The sequence below is a fragment of the Kitasatospora phosalacinea genome, from assembly GCF_030268885.1.
Taxonomy (GTDB): Bacteria; Actinomycetota; Actinomycetes; order Streptomycetales; family Streptomycetaceae; genus Kitasatospora; species Kitasatospora phosalacinea_C.
In genome coordinates this window covers 143,764-167,940 of the sequence record NZ_BSSA01000016.1, presented here as the reverse complement: position 1 = coordinate 167,940, position 24,177 = coordinate 143,764, and the positions used below count along the sequence as shown (strand labels likewise).

General features: G+C 72.3%; 20 protein-coding genes. 8 read left to right on the top strand and 12 right to left on the bottom strand.

All coding sequences use genetic code 11. The features are described 5' to 3' along the window. Nucleotides 1-99 precede the first annotated feature (99 nt). From QSK52_RS22895 to QSK52_RS22870, 6 genes are all read right to left on the bottom strand, one after another. A complete protein-coding gene (locus QSK52_RS22895; protein WP_285737999.1) occupies nt 100-621 on the bottom strand; it encodes a ribonuclease in 522 nt (173 codons plus the stop codon). 242 nt (nt 622-863) lie between these two features. Continuing rightward, on the bottom strand, nt 864-3,572 hold the full coding sequence (ppdK, locus tag QSK52_RS22890; RefSeq protein ID WP_285737998.1) for a pyruvate, phosphate dikinase: 2,709 nt from the start codon (nt 3,570-3,572) through the stop codon (nt 864-866). Nucleotides 3,573-4,138: 566 nt separating this feature from the next. After that, entirely contained in the window at nt 4,139-5,326 is a 1,188-nt protein-coding gene (dusB, locus tag QSK52_RS22885; RefSeq protein ID WP_435053327.1) for a tRNA dihydrouridine synthase DusB, read from the bottom strand. A 13-nt stretch (nt 5,327-5,339) separates the two neighbouring features. Further along, nucleotides 5,340-6,299: a DUF4097 family beta strand repeat-containing protein gene (locus tag QSK52_RS22880; protein WP_285737997.1), complete on the bottom strand. Its 960-nt coding sequence runs from the start codon at nt 6,297-6,299 to the stop codon at nt 5,340-5,342. Beyond that, nucleotides 6,296-6,943: a response regulator gene (locus QSK52_RS22875; RefSeq protein WP_285737996.1), complete on the bottom strand. Its 648-nt coding sequence runs from the start codon at nt 6,941-6,943 to the stop codon at nt 6,296-6,298. The genes QSK52_RS22880 and QSK52_RS22875 overlap by 4 nt, the downstream gene beginning before the upstream one ends. Next, nucleotides 6,931-8,199 (bottom strand): sensor histidine kinase, encoded by a 1,269-nt coding sequence (locus tag QSK52_RS22870; protein ID WP_285737995.1) that lies wholly within the window; start codon nt 8,197-8,199, stop codon nt 6,931-6,933. The genes QSK52_RS22875 and QSK52_RS22870 overlap by 13 nt, the downstream gene beginning before the upstream one ends. A gap of 135 nt (nt 8,200-8,334) precedes the next feature. On the opposite strand from QSK52_RS22870, the gene QSK52_RS22865 reads away from it, so the two are divergent. The 3 genes from QSK52_RS22865 (at nt 8,335) to QSK52_RS22855 (ending at nt 12,739) form a co-directional block, all read left to right on the top strand. Then, nucleotides 8,335-8,835, top strand: a complete 501-nt coding sequence (locus QSK52_RS22865) for a hypothetical protein (RefSeq protein WP_285737994.1) — start codon at nt 8,335-8,337, stop codon at nt 8,833-8,835. A 1,467-nt stretch (nt 8,836-10,302) separates the two neighbouring features. Beyond that, nucleotides 10,303-10,881 carry an NADAR family protein gene (locus QSK52_RS22860; RefSeq protein ID WP_285737993.1) on the top strand — a complete coding sequence of 193 codons (579 nt, stop codon included), beginning with the start codon at nt 10,303-10,305 and terminating at the stop codon, nt 10,879-10,881. A gap of 313 nt (nt 10,882-11,194) precedes the next feature. Beyond that, nucleotides 11,195-12,739: a hypothetical protein gene (locus tag QSK52_RS22855; protein WP_285737992.1), complete on the top strand. Its 1,545-nt coding sequence runs from the start codon at nt 11,195-11,197 to the stop codon at nt 12,737-12,739. Nucleotides 12,740-12,949: 210 nt separating this feature from the next. Here the strand turns inward: QSK52_RS22855 and QSK52_RS22850 are convergent, their stop codons facing one another. Next, nucleotides 12,950-14,332: a glycine--tRNA ligase gene (locus QSK52_RS22850; RefSeq protein ID WP_285737991.1), complete on the bottom strand. Its 1,383-nt coding sequence runs from the start codon at nt 14,330-14,332 to the stop codon at nt 12,950-12,952. A 261-nt stretch (nt 14,333-14,593) separates the two neighbouring features. Between QSK52_RS22850 and QSK52_RS22845 the strand changes: the two genes are divergently transcribed. The 4 genes from QSK52_RS22845 to QSK52_RS22830 are packed head-to-tail and all read left to right on the top strand — an operon-like array spanning nt 14,594 to nt 17,936. Beyond that, on the top strand, nt 14,594-15,562 hold the full coding sequence (locus QSK52_RS22845; RefSeq protein ID WP_285737990.1) for a metal ABC transporter substrate-binding protein: 969 nt from the start codon (nt 14,594-14,596) through the stop codon (nt 15,560-15,562). 51 nt (nt 15,563-15,613) lie between these two features. Then, nucleotides 15,614-16,468, top strand: coding sequence for a metal ABC transporter ATP-binding protein (locus QSK52_RS22840; RefSeq protein WP_285737989.1), 855 nt, complete (start codon nt 15,614-15,616; stop codon nt 16,466-16,468). Next, nucleotides 16,465-17,481 (top strand): metal ABC transporter permease, encoded by a 1,017-nt coding sequence (locus tag QSK52_RS22835; RefSeq protein WP_285737988.1) that lies wholly within the window; start codon nt 16,465-16,467, stop codon nt 17,479-17,481. Before QSK52_RS22840 ends, QSK52_RS22835 begins: the two co-directional genes overlap by 4 nt. Nucleotides 17,482-17,516: 35 nt before the next feature. After that, nucleotides 17,517-17,936 (top strand): Fur family transcriptional regulator, encoded by a 420-nt coding sequence (locus tag QSK52_RS22830; protein ID WP_285737987.1) that lies wholly within the window; start codon nt 17,517-17,519, stop codon nt 17,934-17,936. A gap of 180 nt (nt 17,937-18,116) precedes the next feature. Here the strand turns inward: QSK52_RS22830 and QSK52_RS22825 are convergent, their stop codons facing one another. The 4 genes from QSK52_RS22825 to leuA all read right to left on the bottom strand — a co-directional run bounded on the left by QSK52_RS22825 (nt 18,117) and on the right by leuA (nt 22,807). Further along, nucleotides 18,117-18,944: an isoprenyl transferase gene (locus QSK52_RS22825; protein WP_285737986.1), complete on the bottom strand. Its 828-nt coding sequence runs from the start codon at nt 18,942-18,944 to the stop codon at nt 18,117-18,119. Nucleotides 18,945-18,946: 2 nt separating this feature from the next. Continuing rightward, the gene (gene recO / locus QSK52_RS22820; protein WP_285737985.1) at nt 18,947-19,693 is read right to left on the bottom strand and encodes a DNA repair protein RecO; all 747 of its coding nucleotides are present in this window, start codon (nt 19,691-19,693) and stop codon (nt 18,947-18,949) included. Between the two features lie 282 nt (nt 19,694-19,975). After that, the gene (locus tag QSK52_RS22815; protein ID WP_352230299.1) at nt 19,976-20,521 is read right to left on the bottom strand and encodes a TerB family tellurite resistance protein; all 546 of its coding nucleotides are present in this window, start codon (nt 20,519-20,521) and stop codon (nt 19,976-19,978) included. A gap of 501 nt (nt 20,522-21,022) precedes the next feature. Then, complete coding sequence (leuA, locus tag QSK52_RS22810) at nt 21,023-22,807, bottom strand: 2-isopropylmalate synthase (RefSeq protein ID WP_285737983.1); 1,785 nt, start codon at nt 22,805-22,807, stop codon at nt 21,023-21,025. Nucleotides 22,808-23,150: 343 nt separating this feature from the next. On the opposite strand from leuA, the gene QSK52_RS22805 reads away from it, so the two are divergent. Next, nucleotides 23,151-23,417: a protealysin inhibitor emfourin gene (locus tag QSK52_RS22805; RefSeq protein WP_285737982.1), complete on the top strand. Its 267-nt coding sequence runs from the start codon at nt 23,151-23,153 to the stop codon at nt 23,415-23,417. Between the two features lie 38 nt (nt 23,418-23,455). Here the strand turns inward: QSK52_RS22805 and QSK52_RS22800 are convergent, their stop codons facing one another. Continuing rightward, entirely contained in the window at nt 23,456-24,169 is a 714-nt protein-coding gene (locus tag QSK52_RS22800; RefSeq protein ID WP_285737981.1) for an alpha/beta fold hydrolase, read from the bottom strand. Nucleotides 24,170-24,177 lie beyond the last annotated feature (8 nt).

Genomic DNA, 24,177 nt, shown 5'->3' with positions numbered 1-24,177 from the left:
TGCCGTCGAATCCGGCCCGCTGCCGGATCAAGTGCTGCCACTCTGTCACATACTTTCCAGGAGGGAAAGTAATTTTCCGACGGCCCGTCAGCGGGCTCCTCAGCAGCGCGGATCGACCTCCTGGAAGGTGGCGTAGTGGTCGGCCGTCCAGTACTGCTCGCCGGTGCCGCCGGTGACGATCCGCCTGGTCCCCCGGTCGCCCGACCCGGGCGTGACCACGGTGAACTCGTGGTAGTAGCCGCTCCCCCGGCGGGGCAGTCGGCCCTCCCGGTTCTCGAAGACGATGCCGTCCGAGCGGTACGGGTAGGGGCCGCCCCGGGCGATCAGGCCGAGCGTGTCGAGGGCCTGGGCGGGCAGCTTGCTGCGACAGACGTCGGCCAGCGCCGGATCGGTGGGCACCCAGGTGGCCCGAGGGGCGGGCGAGTTGGCCGGCGCCGAGGGCCGGGGCGCGCCCGCGGTTCCGCCCCGGGTCGCGGCGGACCCGGTGGGCGCGGCGGTCGGGGACTTCGCGGCGCTCGCACCGTCCGGACCGTTCCCGCCGTTCAGCAGGGCGGCGACCCCGGCGGCGATGCCGAGCAGGATCACGGCGACGAGGCCGATCAGGCGGTTTCTGCTGTTCATGCCCCAAGCCTGCCGCACCGGCCCGACCGGGTGGCGCAGGCGTAACGCGCAGGTGTAACGCACGGGTGCAAGCGCGGGCGGACGGGCGGGTGCCCGGCCCGGAGAACGCCGCCGGGGCGGGACCGGACGCCGTTGTCCGTTCCCGCCCCGGCTGCTCCGTACGGCGGCTCTCCTGCGCCGAGCTCCGCCGTACGCCCCTCCCCTTCCGGAGGGGTGCGGTCAGTGAACCGCGCTGCTTCGTGTCAGCGCGAGTCGCTTCCCGCCGTCTCGATGGCGGCGCGGCCTGCCTCCAGGCGCGCCACCGGAATCCGGAAGGGAGAGCATGACACGTAGTCCAGCCCCACCTCGTGGAAGAAGTGCACCGAGTCGGGGTCGCCGCCGTGCTCGCCGCAGACGCCGAGCTTGAGGTCGGGGCGGGTGGCCCGGCCGGCCTGCGCGGCGTTCTTGACCAGGGCGCCGACGCCGTCGCGGTCGATGGTCTCGAACGGGCTGACCCCGAAGATGCCCTTCTCCAGGTAGGCGGTGAAGAAGGAGGCCTCGACGTCGTCCCGGGAGAAGCCCCACACGGTCTGGGTCAGGTCGTTGGTGCCGAAGGAGAAGAAGTCGGCGGCCTCGGCGATCTGACCCGCGGTCACGGCGGCGCGCGGCAGCTCGATCATGGTGCCGAGCTTGATGTCCAGCGTGACGCCGGTGGACGCGGCGACCTCGGCGAGCACCCGCTCGCACTCGTCGCGGACCAGCTCCAGCTCCTGGACGGTGCCGACCAGCGGGATCATCACCTCGGGGCGCGGGTCGCCGCCGGCCAGCTTGCGCTCGGCCGCGGCCTCGGCGATCGCCCGGACCTGCATCCCGAACAGGCCGGGGATGACCAGGCCGAGGCGGACGCCGCGCAGGCCGAGCATCGGGTTGGCCTCGTGCAGCCGGTGCACGGCCTGGAGCAGGCGCAGGTCGTTCTCGTTCGGGTCCTTGCGGGCCTCGGCGAGGGCGACGCGCACCGACAGTTCGGTGATGTCGGGCAGGAACTCGTGCAGCGGCGGGTCGAGCAGCCGGACCGTCACCGGGAGGCCGTCCATCGACTGGAACAGCTCCAGGAAGTCGCCCTTCTGCAGCGGCAGCAGGCTGGAGAGCGCGGTCTCGCGGTCCTTGTCGTTGTCCGCCAGGATCAGGTGCTCGACCTCCTTGCGGCGCTCCTCGCCGAGGAACATGTGCTCGGTGCGGCACAGGCCGATGCCCTGGGCGCCGTACCGGCGGGCGCGGTTCGCGTCCTCGGCGTTGTCGGCGTTGGCGCGCACCGCGAGGCGGCGGCGGCCGTCGGCGTGCGACATCAGCCGATGCACGGCCTGGACCAGCCCGCCCTGGACGTCGGCGCCGGCGTGGATGGTGCCCTCGAAGTACTCGACCACCGGGGACGGCAGCACCGGGACCTCGCCCAGGTACACCTTGCCGTTGGCGCCGTCGATGGAGACCACGTCGCCCTCGTGCACGACCTGGCCGTCGGCGGTGGTGAACTTGCGGTTCTTGGTGTCGACCTCCAGCTCCTCGGCGCCGCAGACGCAGGTCTTGCCCATGCCGCGGGCGACCACGGCCGCGTGCGAGGTCTTGCCGCCGCGCGAGGTGAGGATGCCCTCGGCGGCGATCATGCCTTCGAGGTCGTCCGGGTTGGTCTCGCGGCGAACCAGGATGACCTGCTCACCGGAGCGCGACCACTTCACCGCGGTGTACGAGTCGAAGACCACCTTGCCGACCGCCGCGCCGGGCGAGGCTGCGATGCCGTACGCGACCGGCTTGGTCTCCGAGGTGGGCGCGAAGCGCGGGAACATCAGCTGGGCGAGCTGGCCGCCGGTGACCCGGTGCAGCGCCTCGTCCAGGTCGATCAGGCCCTGGTCGACGAGCTGGACGGCGATCCGGAACGCGGCGGCGGCCGTGCGCTTGCCGACCCGGGTCTGCAGCATCCAGAGCTTGCCGCGCTCGATGGTGAACTCGATGTCGCACAGGTCCCGGTAGTGGTTCTCCAGGGTGTGCATGATGGTCATCAGCTCGTCGTACGACTTCTTGTCGAGCTGCTCCAGATCGGCCAGCGGCAGGGTGTTGCGGATGCCCGCCACCACGTCCTCGCCCTGGGCGTTCTGCAGGTAGTCGCCGTAGACGCCCTGGGTGCCGGTGGAGGGGTCGCGGGTGAAGGCGACACCGGTGCCCGAGTCCTCGCCGAGGTTGCCGAAGACCATGGTGCAGACGTTGACGGCGGTGCCCAGGTCGTTCGGGATGCGCTCCTGCCGACGGTACAGGCGGGCCCGGTCGCCGTTCCAGGAGTGGAAGACCGCGTGGATCGCCAGGTCGAGCTGCTCGCGCGGGTCCTGCGGGAACTCCCGGCCGGTCTCCCGGAGCACGATCGCCTTGAAGGTGGCGACCAGCGCCTCCAGGTCCGCGGCGGTGAGGTCCAGGTCGTTGGCGGTGCCCTTGGCGTGCTTGGCCTCGTCCAGCGCCTCCTCGAACAGCTCGCCGTCGACGCCCAGCACGGTCTTGCCGAACATCTGGACCAGGCGGCGGTACGAGTCCCAGGCGAAGCGCTCGTTGCCGGACTGGGCGGCGAGCCCGGTCACCGAGGCGTCGGAGAGGCCGATGTTCAGGACGGTGTCCATCATGCCGGGCATCGAGAACTTGGCGCCCGACCGCACCGAGACCAGCAGCGGGTTGTCGGGCTGGCCGAGCTGCTTGCCCATCTGCTGCTCGAGGGCGACCAGGTGGCCGGTGATCTCCTCGTTCAGCGATCCCGGCTCGCTACCGGTCTCCAGGAAGACCTTGCAGGCGTCGGTGGTGATGGTGAACCCCGGAGGGACGGGGAGACCCAGGTTGGTCATCTCGGCGAGGTTCGCACCCTTCCCGCCGAGAAGATCCTTCAGGTCCTTGTTTCCTTCGGTGAAGGAGTAAACAAACTTCTGCTGCGCCGCCACGGGTCGTTCTCCTCGCACACGGTTGCCCTGACGCCGGAGAACATACCCATTTCGAAGGCCCTTTAGGGGCTCGAATAGCTCGTACGAGCTGCTGAGCGGGCGATTGGCCAGCAGATCTAATGCCCGAGCGGGCGTTTGCCTGCGTTGCTGAAATCGTCCGGTTGACGCTTGCGGCAGTTCAAGAAGTGAAGGAATCGCCACGTACAGCTCACGCGAACCGGACACATGGTGACGACATTCGCCCCGCCACGCTTCCCCGGCTTGATTTCCTGCAGCCAGCTGCGGCGATCCGCCGGAGGGCCCGTTCGGGAAGCGATCCCGACTTGTACACCTTGGCGAAGTCCGCTGACTGGCCGTCACTCGCCACGATATGTGGCCAGCGTCACGAGCGCATCTCAACCGTCGAGCCGAGGAACCCTACGCCGAGCGTCGCTTTCTGTTGATGATCCCGTCGCTCTGCGTCGCTCGAATGCGCCTTAAAGGAGCCCTGCTGTCCATCTTGGACAATCAGGCTGGGACGTCGCGGCCAGGCCTGGATTCACGCCCAACCGGCCGCAACGTACAGATCATCCGCCAGAGGTGTCCGATTCGGCGTCTTCGGCCAGCTTGGCGCACTCGTACGGATCGTCCAACCAGCTTTCGGGCAGGACCACCCGGTTGTTGCCGCTGGTCCGGCCGCGGGGACCGTCCGCGCCGATCGGCCAGCTCTGCTCCTGGTCGACCAGGGCCAGCGTCTCCGCGAGCTCGGTCAGCGAGCTGGAGTTGGCGAGCTTCACCCGCAGCTCGGACCCGACCGAGAAACCCTTGGTGTACCAGGCGACGTGCTTGCGGAAGTCGATGACGCCACGGGCCTCGTCACCGAGCCACTCCCCCAGCAGCTGGGCGTGCCGCACCATGGCGCGGGCCACGTAGGCGAAGGTGGGGCGGGCGTAGTCGACGTCCCCCTCGAAGATCGACACCAGGTCCTTGAACAGCCAGGGGCGGCCCAGGCAGCCGCGGCCGACCACCACGCCGTCGCAGCCGGTCTCGCGCATCATCCGCACCGCGTCGTCGGCGGACCAGATGTCCCCGTTGCCGAGCACCGGGATGTCGGCCGGGACGGACTCGCGGAGCCGGGCGATCGCCGTCCAGTCCGCGGTTCCGCCGTAGTGCTGGGCCGCGGTGCGACCGTGCAGGGCGATCGCGGAGACGCCCTCCTCCGCGCCGATCCGGCCCGCGTCGAGGTAGGTGAGGTGGTCGTCGTCGATGCCCTTGCGCATCTTCATGGTGACGGGCAGGTCGCCCGCGTTGGCGATCGCCTGGCGCAGGATGTCGCGCAGCAGGTTGCGCTTGTACGGCAGCGCGGAGCCGCCGCCCTTGCGGGTCACCTTGGGGACGGGGCAGCCGAAGTTGAGGTCGATGTGGTCGGCCAGCCCCTCCGCGGAGATCATCCGCGCCGCCCTGCCGACGGTCTCCGGGTCCACCCCGTACAGCTGGATCGAACGCGGCTTCTCGCTCGGGTCGAACTTGATCAGCTGCATGGTCTTGGCGTTGCGCTCGACCAGGGCGCGGGTGGTGATCATCTCGGAGACGTACAGGCCCCGGCCGCCGCTCTGCTCCCGGCACAGGGTGCGGAAGGGCGCGTTGGTGATGCCGGCCATCGGCGCCAGCACCACCGGCGGCCAGACCTGCATCGGCCCGATGTTCAACGGGGCGAACTCCGGCGTACCGGGTGCTGCGGGAGCGGCCTGGGCGGTGTCGGGCGTGGTGGTCATGCGCGGCGGATCCTCATACGGGTAGGGCCCCAACGGCGGGCTTCCGGACTCTCCATTCTCTCCCACTCGCCGGACCGGCCCGCCCGGGCGGTCGGGACCCTCCCGTCCGGCCGATGGTGACGGTGCCGGAGGCGGCGGTGACGTCGAGCAGCCGTGGCGAGTCGACGTCCTGCAGGGACTGGTCCACCGCCTGGCTACCGCCGTCGAGGCTGAGGTCGATCCGGTACCGGTTGTGGTCGTCGGGCAGTTGCAGGACGAGGTTCCCGGAGGCGAGGCGGGTGCTGACCTCGTCCGGCGGGCGGTCGTACTGCAGGGTGACGTCTCCGGAGGAGGAGGACAGCTGCGCCCTGGACGCGCTCAGCCCCGTTCCGATGATCTGACCGGAACCGCTCCGCGCCCAGATCGGCCCGCTGACCTCGGACAGGTGGATCTGGCCGCTGCCGGTCTCCGCCGAGACGCTGCCGGACAGGCCCACGATCTCCGTCAACCCGGAGCCGCTGCGGGCGTGGACGGTGGTCGTCGGCGGCACCTGTATCTCCAGGGACACCGAACAGCCCTGGGGGATCCGGGCCTCCGGGCAGTCGACGGAGAGCGACATCCTGCCCTCGGCCATCCGCTCGACCACGGTGGGCTTCCGCAGCGCCCAGCCGATCCGTTCGGACACCACCACCCGGTCGGTGCCCCCGGAGCGGACGACGACCTGGGCCGCGCCGGAGTCGATGTCGAGCTGCCCGACCGGCTCGAAGTACGTCCGCTCCTGGGCGGTCTCCTGTCGGACGAGGACCGCCCCCGTGACGGCGGCGCCCACCAGGACGGCGCAGGCCAGGGCCAGCACGCCGACGATCCGCCAGGCCCGGCGCTCGCCCGGTCCGGGCGCGGCGGGCGGGCCGACCGGCCCCGGGGCCGGCAGCCAGCGCGCGAGCCGACCCGGCTCGGGGACGGGCCGCTGCTCCGGCGGAGCGGCCTGGGTCACTGGCTGACCTCCAGGAAGCGGAGCACCGCGAGCACCCTGCGGTGGGTGTCCTCCGCGGGCGGCAGGTCGAGCTTGGTGAGGATGGAGTTGATGTGCTTGGAGACGGCGCTGTCGCTGACCACCAGGGACTCGGCGATCGCGGTGTTCGAACGCCCCTCGGCCATCAGCGCCAGCACGTCCCGCTCGCGGGGCGTCAGCCGGTGCAGCGGATCGCTGTCGCGGCGCAGCAGCAGTTGGGCGACCACCTCCGGGTCGAGGGCGGTGCCGCCCTGGGCGACCCGCTGCAGTGCCTCCACGAACTCGTCCACGTTGGCGACCCGTTGCTTGAGCAGGTAGCCGACGCCGCTGGTGTTCTTGGCCAGCAGGTCCGCCGCGTAGCGCTCCTCGACGAACTGGGAGAGCAGGACGACGGCGGTGCCGGGCCACTGCCGCCGGATCATCAACGCGGCCCGGACCCCCTCGTCGGCGAACCCCGGGGGCATCCGGACGTCCGCGACGACGATCTGCGGGCGGTGCTCCTCGACGGCGGCGAGCAGTGCCTCGGCATCGCCCACTGCGGCGGCGACCTCGTAGCCCTCGCTCTCCAGCACCTTGACGATGCCGATCCTCAGGAGGACCGAGTCCTCGGCGATCACAGCTCGCATGGCAACTCCATGGTGATGGTGGTCGGGCCCCCTCGGGGGCTGGTGATGGCGAACGATCCGTCCACCGAGGCGGCGCGCTTGCGCAGGCCGGTGAGGCCGGTGCCGCGGGCGGCGTCCGCACCGCCGACGCCGTCGTCGGTGATGGTGATGTGCAGCCGGTCGGCGGCCCGGCGCAGGACGAGGTCGATCCGGGAGGCCCGGGAATGCTTGGCGGCGTTGGCCAGGGCTTCGGAGACCGTGAAGTAGGCGACCGCCTCCACGGTGGGGGCTATCCGGCCCGGGAGGTCGACCGTAAGGTGCACGGGGACGGGGCTGCGGGCGGCGATGCCGGAGAGCGCCGCGTCCAGCCCGCGGTCCTCCAGCACCGCCGGGTGCAGGCCGCGGACCAGGTCGTGGAGCTCCTTGACGGCGGCCTGGGCCTCTTCGTGCGCGGCCACGATGACCTCCATGGCTTCGGCCGGGAGGTGCTTGAGGGTGCGCCGGGCGAGCCCCAGGTTCATCGCGAGCGAGACCAGGCGCTGCTGCGCACCGTCGTGCAGGTCCCGTTCGATGCGGCGCCGTTCGGCGTCGGCCGCGTCCACCACGTCCACCCGGCTGCGGGCCAGGTGCTCGACGCGGCGCTCCAGGACCTCCGCCCGGTTGGGGCCGAGCAGGGCCCGGACCGTCCACACGTCGACGGCGGCGAACAGGGCGGCGAGCCAGGGCACGGCGGCCAGCAGGAGCAGGCCGCCGACGGTGGCGAGGGCGCCGTCGACGACCCAACCCGGCCTGGCCCGCAGGGGGTTGCCGGGCGGCAGCAGCCAGACCCAGCCGAAGAAGCCGAGCAGGACGGCCGCGGCCCCCCAGAGGCCGAGCACCAGGCCTGCGCAGAGGGCCTGCACCGGGGCGACCACCAGGTGGTGGAGCGCCTGGCGCCACGTCAGCCCCGCGCGGAGCCGGACCCGCCAGGCCGCCCCGGGCGGGACCCGGCTCGGGACCTCCACCCCGCGCAGGGCGCGGACCCGGCTGCGTTGGGCGGTGGTCAGCAGGTCGAGCAGGACCACGGCCAGGAACAGCCCCATCAGCAGGCTGCTGCCAGGGGCGTTGAGGAGGATCAGGGAGGGCAGGCAGAAGGGGAGGCCGGCGGCCAGGAACAGCGAGTCCCGTCGAGCGCCCGCGGACCACGGCGTGCGCGCGGCCGAGGCGGCCAGGACGGCCCGGACCGCGGCGCCCCGGACCGCCCGGCGCTGGGGCGTGTCGATCTTCGACTGGAACATGCGGATCAGCGTAGAGGCCGCCCGATCTCGGCTTCCATGGCGCGGGCCTCCGTGTTTTTGGTGTAGCTGGCTACACCAAAAACACGGATCCGCGCATTACCGACAAGATCCTTGCCCCCAAGGATTCTTGAGGGCATGACGAACACGAACCTGATCCGTTGCAGTCGCGGCCCGCTCTCCTGCCTCCGGGCGGCGGCCCCCGATTCCTCCGACGGCTTCTCCGAACTCGCCTGCGAATCCGGCGAATCGGGGTTGATTGCCGCGGTCGGCCCGTGGGCGGTGCGGCTGCGGGCCGGTCGCCGACCGGCGATGGAGGTCTACGAGTACGGCGAACTCCTCGACGTCGTGGTCGAGTCCTCGCTCGGTGACACCGGGCTGCGCGGGGCACGGCGCGGGGCGGGCGGGGGACCGGGCGGGGGACCGCTCTCGTGCGCCTGGGGCCGGTTACCGCCTTGCGGGGAGCCACCCCCGGTGCGCTTCCTCACCGGCGGCCTGCGGCGGCGGGCGACGGGCGCGGCCGTGCGAACGGCGGGCCGGTTCTGGTTCGCCTCGGCGGCCGGGGAGTTCCGCTGGGCGCAGTTGCCGGTGGCCGACTGCGCCTGTGCGGGGCGTGCGGGGCAGGAGGACACGGGATGAGCGGGTTCGTTCACGTGCCCGTCCGGGCCGGCGCGGGTGGCCTCGTCCGCGCGGGGCGTCCGGTGGTTCCGGGTCCTCGGGCCCGGTGGCTGCGGCCGGACGTGCTGTTCCTGGGCTGCGGGGCGGTCCTGCTGCCCTGGGCGGTGCTGCTCGCCTCGTTTCCCGGCGGCCTGCCCTGGGCGGTGCTCGACCTGGTCGAGTCGGCGGCCCTGTCCGCTGCCGCCGTGCAACTGCGCCGAGGACGGGGGCCGTTCGGTCCCGCGGTTCTGGCCGGCGCCCTGCTGGTGGCGGACGCCGGGTGCGACGTGGCGACGGCGACCGGTCGGTCCGAGTTGCTGGTCGCCCTGTTGATGGCGGTGTGCGCGGAGCTGCCGCTGGCCGCCGTGTGCTGGTCGGTGGCGTCCACGGCGGACGGTCGCGGCCATGGACCGGCGGCCGGTCGGTGGCGCCGGTCCCGGCCGTTCCGGGAGCGTGCCGCCGCCCCGACTCCGGCGAGCGGCCTGCCCACCGGGTTCCTCACGGAAGGAGTGTCAGTGCAGAGGGTTCACCTGACGGAGTGGTCCGTTCCGGGAGTCGTGTCCGGATTCCCGACGAGCCGGTGGTACGCCGGATCGTCGAGGCGGTTGCCGGTCACCGCGGCCGGGGTCGGACCGGATCACCCAGCTGGGGTCGGACCGGATCACCCGGCCGGCGCCGGAGTGCCCCGTCCCGGGCCCGGGTCCTCGACGGTCCCGGGGGCCAGTGGGTGCGACCGCCTCGTGCGAGCATCCGACGAGGTGCGGGCCCTCGGCCCACGGGCCCGGAGCAGGGCCCGGGCGCCTCTCCCCCGCCCTGGCCGTTCGTGCCCGGTGACGTCCGCCGGAACGAGAGCGGCCGCCGCCGCCCGACGCGATCCCGGGGTGCGACGGCGGCCCGGCCCCGAGCGGCGGAGCCGCTTCGGGGAGGTGCGCTCGCGACAGCCCGGCGGGAGCCGGTCCGGTTCACACCGCCGTTCTCCGGCCGGATGCTGAGCACCCGAGGAGGACGGTCCGCCGACCGGAGGGTCCGGCCGTCCCTCCTCGCATCCGACCCAGCTGACCCACCCGACCTGCCCGCCCGTCCCCGGGCCGAGAGGAGCCGCACCACCCCGCCGATGCTCCGACAGACAGCACCGTCACCGACCTGATCGCGTTCCTCCTCCCGCTCCTCCCGCTCCTTGACTTCTGCACAGTGCGATCGACCCTGCCGACCGACGCCCGTACCAGGCCATCGGCCCCGCCACCGGGGCCGCGCTCGCCGGTACGGGCGTGGTCGGCAGGCACTGCCACGAGTCCCCGGGCGGACGGAGCATGGCGAGAGTCGGGCAGCAGGGCCGGGACGAGGGTGCCCTCGTACGGGGGGCGGTGCCACAACTCGGTTGGGTCCGGCGGCAGGTGGCCATGCAGAAAATGGAAAGCCGCTGGTCGGGGCCAGTGCGATGATGGCGCCATGACGACGAACCCGGTGCTCCCGCCGCTGGAGGCGCGCACCCGCGAGCAACTGACGGCCGCGGTCGCGTCCGGGGCCTGCCCGAAGTACCTGCACTTCTGGGGGCACCGGCCGCAGCGGGACGGGCAGATCGGGCCAGGTGCACTCAGCCAGTGGTGGCCCTCCCCGTTCACCGTCGACGGGGTCGAGTACCGCACCGCCGAGCACTGGATGATGGCCGGGAAGGCCCGGCTGTTCGGGGACGAGGAGGCCGTCCCGAGGATCCTCCGGGCGCGGACGCCCGCGGAGGCGAAGAACCTGGGCCGCCTGGTCGCGGGGTTCGACGAGGAGCGGTGGGTGGCGCACCGCTTCGAACTGGTGGTGGTCGGCAGCACCGCGAAGTTCGGACAGGACGAACGGCTCCGTGCGTACCTGCTCGGCACGGGTGGGCGCGTCCTGGTGGAAGCCAGCCCGCTCGACCGGGTCTGGGGCATCGGGCTCGCGGCCGACGACGAGCGGGCGAACTCCCCTGCCCGGTGGCAGGGTTCGAACCTGCTCGGTTTCGCCCTGATGGAGGCGAGGTCACGGCTCGCGGGCTGACCTCGTCCCTGATGGCCGCTGCTGGAGCGGCAGTTGTCCCTGCTGTCACACAAGTGAGCTGATCCGAAGGGTATTTGGCCGGAATCCCGCGTTCCACCGGTCTCGCGCGCCGCACCGGCCGCTCACACCCCCATCTCGAAAAGGTTAGGACTTGCTCCCGTAACGTGGCTGCCGTATGACAGCGCCAGGATGGCCACCAGTTGTTGTGTTCGGGGGCCGGTCGGGTGGCCTCCATGGAGAGGTCGGGCGGGGCGCGATGACCGTACACAATCCAGGGCCGGACTCGGCCGACGTCCAAACGCTCAGAGCGGAGTTGGACGAACTCCTGAGGGCACGGCAGTTCGCCGCGCAGCGCGAGCGCAGACTCGCCGAGGCCGTCCGGGGCGGCCGCGAACCCGACCACGCGCCCGCGTACGGCCGTCCGCCCAGGCAGCCCGACCCCGAACTGCTGCGGCAACTCGCCCAGGTGCAGCACCTCCGCGAAGGACTCGGCGCACGCTGCCTGGAGCTGAGCGACCGCCTCCTGGCCGCCGAGGACCGGCAGTTGGCGGGCCGACTGGCCAACGGTCCCTCTCCCGCCCCGCAGGGCACGCCCCGGGGCCTCGCCGAAGAGCCCCGGCCCCGCCGCCCGGCCGAGCCGACCGGGCCGGCCGCTTCCCCCGTACCTCCGCAGCGCCAGTTCCCGACCGGGGCTCGCTTCGGCGGCGGACACCGACCCGCCCCCGTCCACGACCGGGGCACCGCGCCCGACGGATCGACCGGCACGACCGACGCCGGCTCCCCGTACGCTCCCCCGGCCATCGAGGCCCCGCAACTGCGCGGCGCCCGGTTCAGGATCAGCCGCCCACCGCGGCCCGCCCAGCAGGACGACGACCACACGGCCTCCCCCGTCGCCCCGCCCCGCACCGACAGCGGGCGGCACGACGCTGCCGCCCGGGGCAGCGGCCCGGACACCGAACCGGAGGGACCCGTCGGTACCTCCTGGGCGGGCACCCGCGTTCCCCGCACAGGACTCGCCGCCAACAGGGCCGGGAGCGAGAACAGCGGGAGCAGCACCGGCAGCGGGCCCGGAAGCCCCGGCCGCCCCGCGTCCGGGCCCCGGCCCCGGACGGGCGCGGAACTGATCGCTCTCGTCCAGCGGATCGCCGACCTGCACCGGCAGGGTGCGGTGCACGAGTCCGCGGCCCTCGTGGGCCGGGCAGCACTGATGGTCACTCCGGTCGACCTGGCCGCGCTGGCCACCTTGCTGCGCGCCGAAGGGCCGGCCGGTTCCTCCACCTACCTGGCCAGGTCGGTGGCCGGCGGCGCCCCGGAGCACGCGGCCGCCGCGCTGGCCGAGCTGCGCCGCGAAGGGCTGGTGGACGAGGCCGCCGACCTGTTCCACTCCCTGTGGTCGGTGAGCGCACAGGTCCTCCCGACGCTGCTCGCGGCGCTGGCGCAGTCCGGGCAGTCCGCCGACGGACAGACCATGCTGTGGGAGCGGGCCTCCGCACCCGCCGCTGAACTCTCCGAGCTGACCAGGCAGTTGCGGGCGGCGGGGCGCTCCGACGATGTCCGGCACCTGCTGCGCCAGGCAGCTGGCCGACCGGCCGGGGAGGTCGCCGCGATCGCCGCAGCGTTGGACGGGGAATCGGCGGCCGAGCTGGTCGGTGAGCTGGTGCGGATGCGTTCGGCGAGCGATGTCGGCCAGTTCGCGGCCGAGGTCCGGGATTCGGCGGAGTTGTACGACGCGATGCTGTCCGCCGCCGACGGCCTGGAGGAGAGTCGGACCCGCAGCGTGCTCGCGGCGCTGCGCACCGCGGGACTGCCGACCGAGTCGGCGCCCCGTTCCCGGCCGAAGTCCCGCCTGCGCCGCTGAGCGGACCTCCGCACCGCACCGGCCCGGGGACGGAGACGGGGACAGGGACAGGGAACGGCTGCGCCGACCAGGAGGGGGGGACGGGGTGGCTGAGCCGGGCATCGGACCCGCCCGCCCCGAGAACGCCGTCCGGCCGACGGGACGCCCCGGGGAGGGGCGCCCGTCGGCCGGACGTAAAGCTGACTGCGGTGCTGCTTCCGGTGCCCGGTGTCAGCAGCCGATCAGGCGGGCGGCCAGGTAGGACTTCACCTGGTCGAGCGACACCCGCTCCTGCGCCATGGTGTCGCGCTCGCGCACGGTCACCGCGTTGTCCTCGAGGGTGTCGAAGTCGACGGTGACGCAGAACGGGGTGCCGATCTCGTCCTGGCGGCGGTAGCGCTTGCCGATCGCGCCGGCGTCGTCGAACTCGACGTTCCAGGCGGAGCGCAGGTCGGCGGCGAGGCCGCGGGCCTTCGGCGAGAGGTCGGCGTTGCGGGACAGCGGGAGCACCGCGACCTTGACCGGGGCCAGCCGCGGGTCGAGCCGCATGCCGACGCGCTTCTCCATGACGCCCTTGGCGTTGGGCGCCTCGTCCTCGAAGTAGGCGTCGAGCAGGAAGGCCAGCATGGCGCGGTTGAGGCCGGCCGCGGGCTCGATGACGTACGGGAAGTACCGCTCGTTCGCGTCCTGGTCGAAGTACTTGAGGTCCTGGCCGGAGTGCTCGCTGTGCACCGTCAGGTCGTAGTCGGTGCGGTTGGCCACGCCCTCCAGCTCGGAGAACTCGCTGCCGCCGAAGTTGAAGCGGTACTCGATGTCCACCGTGCGCTTGGCGTAGTGGGACAGCTTCTCCTTGGGGTGCTCGAAGAAGCGCATGTTCTCGGTCCGCAGGCCGAGGTCGACGTACCAGTTCCAGCGCTGCTCGAGCCAGTACTCGTGCCAGGTCTCGTCCTCGCCGGGCTTGACGAAGAACTCCATCTCCATCTGCTCGAACTCGCGGGTCCGGAAGATGAAGTTGCCGGGGGTGATCTCGTTGCGGAAGCTCTTGCCGACCTGGGCGATGCCGAACGGGGGCTTCTTGCGCGTGGTGGTCTGCACGGCGCGGAAGTTGGTGAAGATGCCCTGCGCGGTCTCGGGGCGCAGATAGGCCAGGCCGGAGGCGTCCTCGGTGACACCGAGGTGCGTCTTCAGCATGCCCGAGAACTCCTTGGGCTCCGTGAAGGCGCCCTTGTTGCCGCAGTTCGGGCAGTTGAGGTCGGCCAGGCCGTTGGCGGGGAGCTTGCCGTGCTTGGCCTCGTACGCCTCTTCCAGGTGGTCGGCGCGGAAGCGCTTGTGACAGGAGAGGCACTCGGTCAGCGGGTCGTTGAAGGTCGCGACGTGGCCGGAGGCCTCCCAGACCTCGCGGGCGAGGATCACCGAGGAGTCGATGCCGACGACGTCCTCCCGAGCGGTGACCATCGCGCGCCACCACTGGCGCTTGATGTTCTCCTTGAGCTCGACTCCCAGCGGACCGTAGTCCCAGGCGGCACGAGTACCGCCGTAGATCTCGCTGCAAGGGTAGACGAAGCCACGGCGCTTGCTCAGGCTGACGATCGTGTCGATCTTGTCGGCGGCCACAGTGCTCTCTTCAGTACGACGGCGCGGTCAGGACGCGGCTGGTTGCACGCGCCCGAATAACTCAGGGTACCGGGGATGCAGGGGCGGGGTTCAACTCGATAGTGGCACGGGCGGGCCGCCGGGTGGCTGTACCGGGGGTGAACAGCCGTGCGTTCTCCGGCGTGTTGGCGGCCGCCCGGCGGGGGCGCGGCGGCCCGGCCGCACGGGCGTCCACCCAACGCAAGTTGACAATCATTTCCAGATAAGATGAGAATGGTTGTCATGAAGATTCGCCGCACCTCCACCCCGGCAGCACTCGCTGTCACCGCTCTCGTCGGATCGCTGCTGCTCTCCGGCTGCGGCGGCGTCAGCAGCGCGGCGGGCAAGGACGGCGACAAGCTGGAGGTGGTGGCCTCCTTCTACCCGATGGAGTTCCTGACCCGGCAGATAGGCGGGGAGCACGTCAAGGTCACCGACCTGACCGCTCCCGGCGTGGAACCGCACGACCTGGAACTGACGGCCAAGCAGGTCGCGGCCGTCCAGCGGGCCGACGCGGTGGTCTACCTGAAGGGCCTGCAGCCGACCGTGGACAAGGCCGTCGCGCAGTCCCGCGTCAAGCACGCGGTGGACGCCACCGCCGCCTCCCCCCTGGTGGACCACCACCTCGACGAGGGCGGGGACGACGAGAACGAGGCGCACGACGGCGAGCACGGGCACGAGCACGAGGGCCCGGCCGGCGACCCGCACATCTGGCTGGACCCGACCCGGTACGCGGCGGTGGCCCGCAGCGTGGGCGCCGAGTTCGCCGAGATCGACCCCGCCAACGCCGCCGACTACCGGCGCAACACCGACGACCTGGTGGCCCGGTTGACCTCCCTGGACCAGGAGTTCAAGGACGGCCTGGCCGACACCGGCACCCGGACCTTCGTCACCAGCCACGCCGCGTTCGGCTACCTCGCCGACCACTACGGGCTGGAGCAGGTCGCGATCAACGGGGTCGACCCGGAGGCCGAGCCCACCCCGTCCCGGATGGCCGCGATCCAGCGCGCCGCCAAGGAGAACGGCGCGACCACCGTCTTCTTCGAAGCCCTGGTCAGCCCCAAGCTGGCCGAGACCGTCGCCACCGACCTGGGGCTCAAGACCGCCGTGCTCGACCCCCTGGAGGGGATCAAGGAGCCGGACCGGAACGACTACTTCTCCGTCATGCGGCAGAACCTGACCAACCTGCGGGCCGCGCTCGGCGCCCGCTGAACCATTCGAGCGGACCCGAGCGAGCGGCGAGAGCAGAGCGAGGAAACCACCATGAGTGCTGTCACCACCACGACAGACTCCGACCGGCCGCGGCCGTCCTCCTCCGAGGGCACCGGCCCCGGGGAGGCCGGGCCCGAGCGCAGCGGCCCCGCGGTCGTCGCCCTCCGGGGCGCGGTCGCCACCGTCGGAGGACGGCCGGTGCTGCGCGGCGTCGACCTGACCGTCCGCCCGGGCGAAGTGGTCGCCCTGCTGGGCGCCAACGGCTCCGGCAAGTCCACCACCGTGAAGAGCGTGATCGGTTCGGTGCCGCTGGACCGCGGCGACCTGGAACTGTTCGGCCGACCCCACCGCAGGTTCCGGGACTGGCACCGGATCGGGTACGTCCCGCAGCGCACCACCGCGGCCGCCGGGGTGCCGGCCACCGTCCGCGAGGTGGTCTCCACCGGGCGGCTGCCGCAGCACGGGTTGCTGCCGTTCCGCCGCAAGGACCGGGCCGCGGTGGACCGGGCGCTGACCTCCGTCGGCATGCTGGACCGGGCCGGCGACGGGGTGGCCCACCTGTCCGGCGGACAGCACCAGCGGGTGCTGATCGCCCGCGCCCTGGTCGGCGTCCCCGACCTGCTGATCATGGACGAGCCGATGGCCGGGGTCGATGTGGACAGCCAGCAGGTGCTCGCCGACATCCTCCGCAGCGAGGTGGAACGCGGCTGCGCGGTGCTGCTGGTGCTGCACGAGCTCGGCCCGCTGGAGCCGCTGATCGACCGCGCCGTGGTGCTCCGCGACGGCTGCGTGGCGCACGACGGGCCGCCGCCGCGGAACGTCGGCCAGCACGCGCTGCCCGGCCACGACCACGTCCACCCGCACGCCGACGACCACCACCGCACCCCCCAGGGGCTACTGGCATGATCGAGATGTTCCAGCCCGACTTCATGCAGCGGGCGTTCCTCGCCGCCGTCCTGGTCGGCGTCACCGCCCCCTCGATCGGCATCTACCTGGTGCAGCGCCGACAGGCGCTGATGGGCGACGGCATCGGGCACGTCGCGCTGACCGGCGTCGGCCTCGGCTTCCTGTTCCAGGCCAACCCGATGTGGACGGCGGTGCTGGTCTGCGTGCTCGGCGCCGTCGTGATGGAACTGGTCCGGGCCCGCGGCAACCAGCGCGGCGACATCGCGCTGGCGATGCTCTTCTACGGCGGCATGGCCGGCGGCAAGCTGCTGGTCTCGATGAGCAGCCAGTCCGGCGCGGGCAGCCTGGAGAGCTACCTGTGGGGCTCCATCCTGTTCGTCTCCCCCGGCGACCTGGCGGTGATCGGCCTGCTCGCGGCGGTGGTGCTCGCGGTGACCATCGGCCTGCGCCGCCAACTGTTCGCGGTCTGCCAGGACGAGGAGTTCGCCCGGGTGACCGGCCTGCCGGTGCGGGTGATCAACCTGCTGCTCGCGGTGATGGCCGCGGTCACCGTGACCGTCGCCATGCGGGTGGTCGGCCTGCTGCTGGTGAGCGCGCTGATGGTGGTCCCGGTGGCGGCCGCCCAGCAGCTGACCCGGTCCTTCGCGGCCACCCAGGCCACCGCGATCGGCGTGGGCGTGGTGACGGCGCTGCTCGGCGTCGGCACCTCCTACCAGGCCGACCTGCCGTCCGGGCCGACCATCGTGTTCCTGGCCATCCTCACCTTCGCCCTGTTCAGCGCGATCGCCGCCCCGCTGGCCAGACGGCGCCACCGGGCCTCCGTCGAGCACGGCCCGGCGGTGTGCGACGTGGCCCTGACCGGCGGCGGCGCGAACCCCACCCGCGAACCGGGAACCGCGGAGGGCGTCGGCACGGTCCTGGAGACCACGGAGCCGGCCCGGACACCGGCGGGGACCGCGGTCGACAAGCCGTTGTCGGGGGAGTCACTGTCAAGTCGGGGGCTGGCACAATGATGTGCGAAACCACCCGATCAGCAGGAGGACCCACGGTGACCACCGCAGGCCCGTCACCGCGCACGCGATCGACTCGGCAGCGCACCGCCGTCTCGGCGGTCCTGGACGAGATCGAGGACTTCCGCAGCGCGCAGGAACTGCACGACATGCTCAAGCACCGGGGCGACTCGGTGGGTCTGACCACCGTCTACCGCACGCTGCAGTCGCTGGCCGAGGCCGGCGAGGTGGACGTGCTGCGCACCGCCGAGGGCGAGGCGGTCTACCGGCGGTGCAGCAGCGGGCACCACCACCACCTGGTGTGCCGGCACTGCGGGGCGACCGTCGAGGTCGAGGGCCCCGCCGTCGAGCGCTGGGCCAACGCGGTCGCCGCCGAGCACGGCTTCAGCGACATCGCGCACACCCTGGAGATCTTCGGCACCTGCGGCGACTGCGCCGCCAAGCAGCAGGCGGAGTAGCCGCACCGCGACCGGGTGGCAGGCGCCGCCCGGCCCCGGCAAGGGCGCAACAGCGAGGGCCCGGATCGGAGCAGTCCGATCCGGGCCCTCGGCCGTCGCTGCGGTGCGGGTCGGCACGGTGGCGGCCCGCGGACCGGCGCGCCGGCGGGGCCGCAGACCGGCGCGCCGACGGACCGCGGGTCAGCGCTGCGGCGGGAGCTCGGCGGCGACCTCGTTGGGGAGCGCCCCGCCGAAGCGGCGGTCGCGGCTGGCGTACTGCTCGCAGGCGCGCCACAGGTCGCGGCGGTCGAAGTCCGGCCAGAGCACGTCCTGGAAGACCAGTTCGGCGTAGGCGGACTGCCAGGCCAGGAAGTTGGAGGTGCGCTGCTCGCCGCTGGGGCGCAGGAACAGGTCGACGTCCGGCATGTCCGGGTAGTACAGGTACTTGGCGAACAGCTTCTCGTTGACCTTCTCCGGGTTGAGCTTCCCGGCGGCGACGTCGCGGGCGATGGCCAGCGCGGCGTCGGCGATCTCGGCCCGGCCGCCGTAGTTGAGGCAGAAGTACAGCGTCATCGCGTCGTTGTTCTTGGTCTGCTCCTGGGCGACCTGGAGCTCCTGGACCACGCTCTTCCACATCCGCGGCATCCGGCCGGCCCAGCGGATCCGGATGCCCATGGCGTCCATCTCGTCGCGGCGGCGGCGGATCACGTCCCGGTTGAAGTTCATCAGGAACTTCACCTCGTCCGGGGAGCGCTTCCAGTTCTCGGTGGAGAAGGCGTACAGCGAGAGGTTCTTGACCCCGACCTCCAGGCAGCCGCGCAGCACGTCCAGGACGACGCCCTCGCCGACCCGGTGGCCCTCGGTCCGGGGCAGGCCGCGCTCCTTGGCCCAGCGGCCGTTGCCGTCCATGACCACCGCGACGTGGTTGGGGACCAGCTCGCCGGGGATCTTCGGCGGCTTGGCACCGCTCGGGTGCGGGGCCGGGGCCTCGTACGTCCGCTTGCTGCCGAACAGCCGTCGCGCGACCATGCTCATTTCTCCACGTATCTCATCGAGCGGATGCCCCGCTCCAGGTGCCACTGCAGGTAGGCCGCCACCAGCCCGCTGCCCTCGCGCCAGTACCGCGGCTCGCAGCCGTCGGCGGTCTGCCAGTCTCCGGAGAGCAGCGCGCCGAGCAGTACCAGTGTCTCAGGGGAGGGTACGGCACTTCCGGGCACCCGGCAGTCGCCGCACAGCACGCCACCGGCCTGGAGCGAGAAGAAGCGGTTGGGGCCGGGCAGCCCGCAGCGGGCGCAGTCGGTGAAACTCGCGCCGTAGCCGTTGACGGCGAGCGAGCGCAGCAGGAAGGCGTCCAGCACCAGGTGCGGCTGGTGGGTGCCGGCGGCCAGCGTGCGCAGGGCGCCGACCAGCAGCAGGTACTGCTGGACGGCCGGCTGGCCCTCGTTCTCGGCGAAGCGTTCGGCGGTCTCCAGCATCGCGGTGCCCGCGGTGTAGCGGGCGTAGTCGTCGACGATCCGGGCGCCGTAGGGGGCGATGGTCTCCACCTGGGTGCACAACGGCAGGGTCCGGCCGACCAGTTCGCTGCCGCGGCTGAAGAACTGGATGTCGACGTGCGAGAACGGTTCGAGGCGGGCGCCGAACTTCGACTTGGTCCGGCGCACTCCCCGGGCCACCGCCCGCACCTGGCCGTGCTGGCGGGTCAGGAAGGTGATGATCCGGTCGGCCTCGCCGAGCTTCTGGGTGCGCAGCACGATGCCGTCGTCGCGGAAGAGACTCATGGTGGAACCCATTGTCCCGCACCCCGCCGACAATCCCCCCGGACGGCGGTGGACCGCGGCAGGCGGCGCAGGGGCAGCAAGGGCACAGGGGCACCGACGGCACGGGCCGCGGTGGAGCCTGCGGCGCGCAGCCGTGAGCCCGCACCGGGGTTGTGGGGGCTTTCACCCGTGCGGTGCGGGACACGGCGGGCCCGGGAGGGGGGAGTTCGGGCCCGGCTCGTGGGGTGGTGCGGAAGGGAACGAGAAGGAGGAAGGGGCAGGAGGGGGCGGAACGGGGACCGGTCAGTGCGGGGCGCGGGTGGCCGCCTCCAGCAGCTGGTCGACCTGCGGGGCGGTGAGGCGCAGGCAGCGGCCGACCACGGCGAGCGCGGCCCGCTCCTGCGGGAGGTAGCGGCCGTCGGCCAGGGCGACCACGGCGCCGAGGGTGAGCAGCCGTTCCCGGCCCTGGACGGCGAGGTGCGGGGCGAGCGGTTCGAGCGCGGCGTGCAGTTCGACGGCGAGTCCGCCGCCCTCGACGTCCACGTCGATCGGTTCGCCGCCGCCGTGTCCGGAGAGCGCGGCGAGCGCGGCCAGCACCTGGGCCTCGCCGCAGTCGTCGAACCCGGCTTCCTTGATCACCGCGCAGGCCGCCTCGCGTCCGCCGCGCCCGGCGGTGCCACCGGCGGCCAGCACGGCCAGGGCGATGGTGTACTGGGCGTCGCGGAGCATCGCGCCGAGCCGGACCGAGGTCAACTGCTCCAGGGCGTCGACCCCGTAGCGGCCGCGGCAGGACGTGCACTGGACGCTGCGGACCACGCCGCCGAGCGGCAGGACCGGCGTCCCGAGCAACCGCAGCCACCGCCGACCGTGTTGCCGGCGGTAGTTGCGGTCTCCGCCACAGCCCGGGCAGAAGAATTCACCGAGGACATCCGTCCGCCACCGAGGGCGAACACCCCACAACCCTGTCACGGCGCCACTCCCCAGACATGGCAGGCGGCCTGCACATCAATGGGCAGGTCACGCGACCGGACGCCGAGGTCGTCCCACCGACCCCGGTTCCGGTCCGACGATGTTGCCACGGTTACCGGCCCGTGTCAGCACCCTGAACGGGTGCCGGGGGGAAAATTTGTGACCGGGACCACATCCGGTCGACGGCGCCGCCCGGCGGCCGCACCGCGCGCCGGACATCACCTGATGATCCGTCAACTCCGCTGCGGCGGAAGGCCGAGGACCCTGGCAGGAAGGCAGCGCCCGGTGGCGGGCCGAAGACCCGGCGGAAGCGCGGCGGAAGCGCAGAGGGGACCCGCCGATGGCGGGTCCCCTGCGAGGACGCGGAAGCGCGGTACTGCGTCAGCCGCGCCGCTCGGCCCGGTTGACGGCGCTGACCAGGGCCTTCAGCGAGGCCAGCACGGTGTTGCCGTCCACGCCCACGCCCCACAGCACCTTGTCGCCGACGGCGCACTCGACGTAGGCGGCGGCCTGCGCGTCGCCGCCCTCGCTCAGCGCGTGCTCGGCGTAGTCCAGGACGCGGACGTCCACGCCGATCCCGGCCAGCGCGTTGACGAACGCGGAGACCGGGCCGTTGCCGGTGCCGGTCAGGGTGACCCGGACCCCGTCGACGACCGCCTCGGTGCTCAGCGCGTCGCGGCCGTCCTCGGTGGTCAGGCTGCGGGAGCCGCTCAGCGAGATCCGGCCCCACGGGTTGGCCGGGGTCGGCAGGTACTCGTCCTGGAAGATCGCCCAGATGTCGGCGGGGGTGACCTCGCCGCCCTCGGCGTCGGTCTTGGCCTGGATGATCTTCGAGAACTCGATCTGCATCCGGCGCGGCAGGTCCAGCTTGTGGTCGTTCTTCAGCACGTAGGCGATGCCGCCCTTGCCGGACTGCGAGTTGACCCGGATGACCGCCTCGTAGCTGCGGCCGACGTCCTTCGGGTCGATCGGCAGGTAGGGCACGCCCCAGGTGTGCTCGGAGACCGGGACGCCGGCCGCGGCCGCGTCGGCCTCCAGGGCGTCGAAGCCCTTCTTGATCGCGTCCTGGTGCGAACCGGAGAAGGAAGTGAAGACCAGGTCACCGGCGTAGGGGTGGCGCTCGGGCACCGGCATCTGGTTGCAGTACTCGGCGGTGCGGCGGATCTCGTCGATGTCGGAGAAGTCGATCATCGGGTCGACGCCCTGGGAGAACAGGTTCATCCCGACGTTGACCAGGTCCAGGTTGCCGGTGCGCTCGCCCTGCCCGAACAGGCAGCCCTCGACCCGGTCGGCGCCGGCCATCACGGCCAGCTCGGCGGAGGCGACGCCGGTGCCGCGGTCGTTGTGCGGGTGGGTGGACAGGCAGACGAACTCGCGGCGCGACAGGTTCCGCGACATCCACTCGATCTTGTCGGCGTAGACGTTCGGGGTGGAGCGCTCGACGGTGGTCGGCAGGTTCAGGATGATCTCGCGGCCCTCGCCGGGCTGCCAGACGTCCATCACCGCCTCGCAGACCTCCAGCGCGTAGTCCAGCTCGGTGTCGATGAAGATCTCCGGCGAGTACTCGTAGCCGAAGACCGTCTCGTCGCCCAGGATCTTCTCGGCGTACTCCATCACCAGGCGGGTGCCGTCCACCGCGATGGCCTTGATGTCGTCCTTGCTGGCCTTGAACACCACCCGGCGGAACAGCGGCGAGGTCGCGTTGTACAGGTGGACGGTGGCCCGCGGCGCGCCCTTCAGCGACTCGACGGTGCGCTCGATCAGGTCCTCGCGGGCCTGGGTCAGGACCGAGATGGTGACGTCCTCGGGGATCGCGTCCTCGTCGACCAGCGAGCGGACGAAGTTGAAGTCGGTGGCGCCGGACGCCGGGAAGCCGACCTCGATCTCCTTGTAGCCCATCTTCACCAGCAGGTCGAACATCTTGCGCTTGCGGGCCGGCGACATCGGGTCGATCAGCGCCTGGTTGCCGTCGCGCAGGTCGGTGGACAGCCAGCGCGGGGCCTGCGTGATGACCTTGCTCGGCCAGGTCCGGTCCGGCAGGTCGACGGTGCCGAAGGGCACGTAGCGCTGGAACGGCATCCCCGAGGGCTTCTGCTGCACGGTGGCGGCGGTGATCGGGGTGGGGCGGTCGATGAAGGCGCGGGCGACGGAGGACTGCTCGGTCATGGTGGGGCTCTCGGCTTCCGTTGTCGAAGGCGGTCTGCGGTCGGGGGATGGAGGACACCCGACTCGGCCGACTGAATGCGCCGCGAAAGATCACACTGGGCGCAACACGACTCCCCGCGGCGAGGGGGGCCGGCCTTGACTGGACTACAGGCCCTCGCCGCGGCAGCTAAGAAGAAGCAGCCGGATACGCATGATGCGGCAACTGTAACAAGAGGCACGGGGCCGGTGCAGTGACCCCGGCCACGATCCCATCCACTGAGACGGTCGGCGGGCGGCGCCCCGTCTGCGGGGAGTTGGTGAAAAGCCTCGGCAAACCCCTCCGTTGCGTAGCACACTGACAACCATGCGTATCCAGGTCACCCGCACCGGCGGGTTCGCCGGCCTGCTCCGGTATGCCGAGATGGACACCGAGGAGCGCCCGGACGCCCCGCACGTGCACGCCCTGGCCCGCGAGGCGGTGGCCGGGGGGCTGCGTGCGCCCGCGTACGGCGTGCCCGACGGCTTCCACTACGAGATCACCGTCGACGGCCGCACCGTCCACTGCGCCGACCCGAAGCTCACCGACTCCCAGCGCGAACTGGTCGGCCTGGTGCTGCGCGAAGGGGCCTGACACCGGGGTCGGCCGACCCCCGGGGCCGGGCGGCGGGTTCAGATCCAGCCCTCCAGCGAGGCCAGGAAGCCCGCGGGGTCGTCCCGGTGGATGCAGTGCCCGGCCCCCGGCACGGTGCGCACCTCGAAGCCGCGGCGGCGCAGCTCGGCGGCCTCCGCCTCGGACACCAGGCTGCTCGGGTCGGCGAGTTGGACCAGCGAGGGGACGACCGGGGCGCCCGGCAGCACGGACAGCCCGGGGTGCGACCACAGGCCGACCGCGGTGTCGGCGTCCCAGAGCGCGAGGGAGGCGAGCTCTGCGTCGACGTCCTCGGCGGTCCAGTCGGGGTGCATGGTGGCGATGAACTGCCTGGTCCCGAAGCGCTTGAAGCTGACGAAGGGGTCCGGCCCGAGCCCGGGGCGGTCGTAGACGAAGGCGGGGTCGCTGTAGACCGCCCGGGCGGGCTTCAGCCGCTCGACGGCCAGCCGGAGCGCGAGCGCGCCCATCGAGTGGCCGATCGCCAGGTCCGCCCCGGCGGGCAGGGTGTCGACCAGGTCCTCGGCGAACTGCTCGGGCCCGTACCGCTCGGCGGGGGTGGCGCCGGGGCCGCGCGGGGAGGCGCCGTGGCCGCGCAGGTCGACGGCGAGCACCCGGTAGCCGCGCTCGGCGAGCGCGGGCCCGATCACCCGCCAGGTGCGGTGGTCGGCCTGGATGCCGTGGACCAGCAGGGCGGTGCGCCCGCCCCCGCCCCACTCGTGGGTGTGCAGTTCCATCCGGCCCC

Bases quoted from the DNA above. Each gene is read 5' to 3' on its own strand.
- QSK52_RS22895 (WP_285737999.1), bottom strand. From the start codon at position 621: ATGAACAGCAGAAACCGCCTGATCGGCCTCGTCGCCGTGATCCTGCTC.
- dusB (WP_435053327.1), bottom strand. From the start codon at position 5,326: ATGACCACCACGCCCGACACCGCCCAGGCCGCTCCCGCAGCACCCGGT.
- QSK52_RS22875 (WP_285737996.1), bottom strand. From the start codon at position 6,943: ATGCGAGCTGTGATCGCCGAGGACTCGGTCCTCCTGAGGATCGGCATC.
- QSK52_RS22870 (WP_285737995.1), bottom strand. From the start codon at position 8,199: ATGTTCCAGTCGAAGATCGACACGCCCCAGCGCCGGGCGGTCCGGGGC.
- QSK52_RS22865 (WP_285737994.1), top strand. From the start codon at position 8,335: ATGACGAACACGAACCTGATCCGTTGCAGTCGCGGCCCGCTCTCCTGC.
- QSK52_RS22860 (WP_285737993.1), top strand. From the start codon at position 10,303: ATGACGACGAACCCGGTGCTCCCGCCGCTGGAGGCGCGCACCCGCGAG.
- QSK52_RS22845 (WP_285737990.1), top strand. From the start codon at position 14,594: ATGAAGATTCGCCGCACCTCCACCCCGGCAGCACTCGCTGTCACCGCT.
- QSK52_RS22840 (WP_285737989.1), top strand. From the start codon at position 15,614: ATGAGTGCTGTCACCACCACGACAGACTCCGACCGGCCGCGGCCGTCC.
- QSK52_RS22835 (WP_285737988.1), top strand. From the start codon at position 16,465: ATGATCGAGATGTTCCAGCCCGACTTCATGCAGCGGGCGTTCCTCGCC.
- QSK52_RS22825 (WP_285737986.1), bottom strand. From the start codon at position 18,944: ATGGTCGCGCGACGGCTGTTCGGCAGCAAGCGGACGTACGAGGCCCCG.
- recO (WP_285737985.1), bottom strand. From the start codon at position 19,693: ATGAGTCTCTTCCGCGACGACGGCATCGTGCTGCGCACCCAGAAGCTC.
- leuA (WP_285737983.1), bottom strand. From the start codon at position 22,807: ATGACCGAGCAGTCCTCCGTCGCCCGCGCCTTCATCGACCGCCCCACC.
- QSK52_RS22805 (WP_285737982.1), top strand. From the start codon at position 23,151: ATGCGTATCCAGGTCACCCGCACCGGCGGGTTCGCCGGCCTGCTCCGG.
- QSK52_RS22800 (WP_285737981.1), bottom strand. From the start codon at position 24,169: ATGGAACTGCACACCCACGAGTGGGGCGGGGGCGGGCGCACCGCCCTG.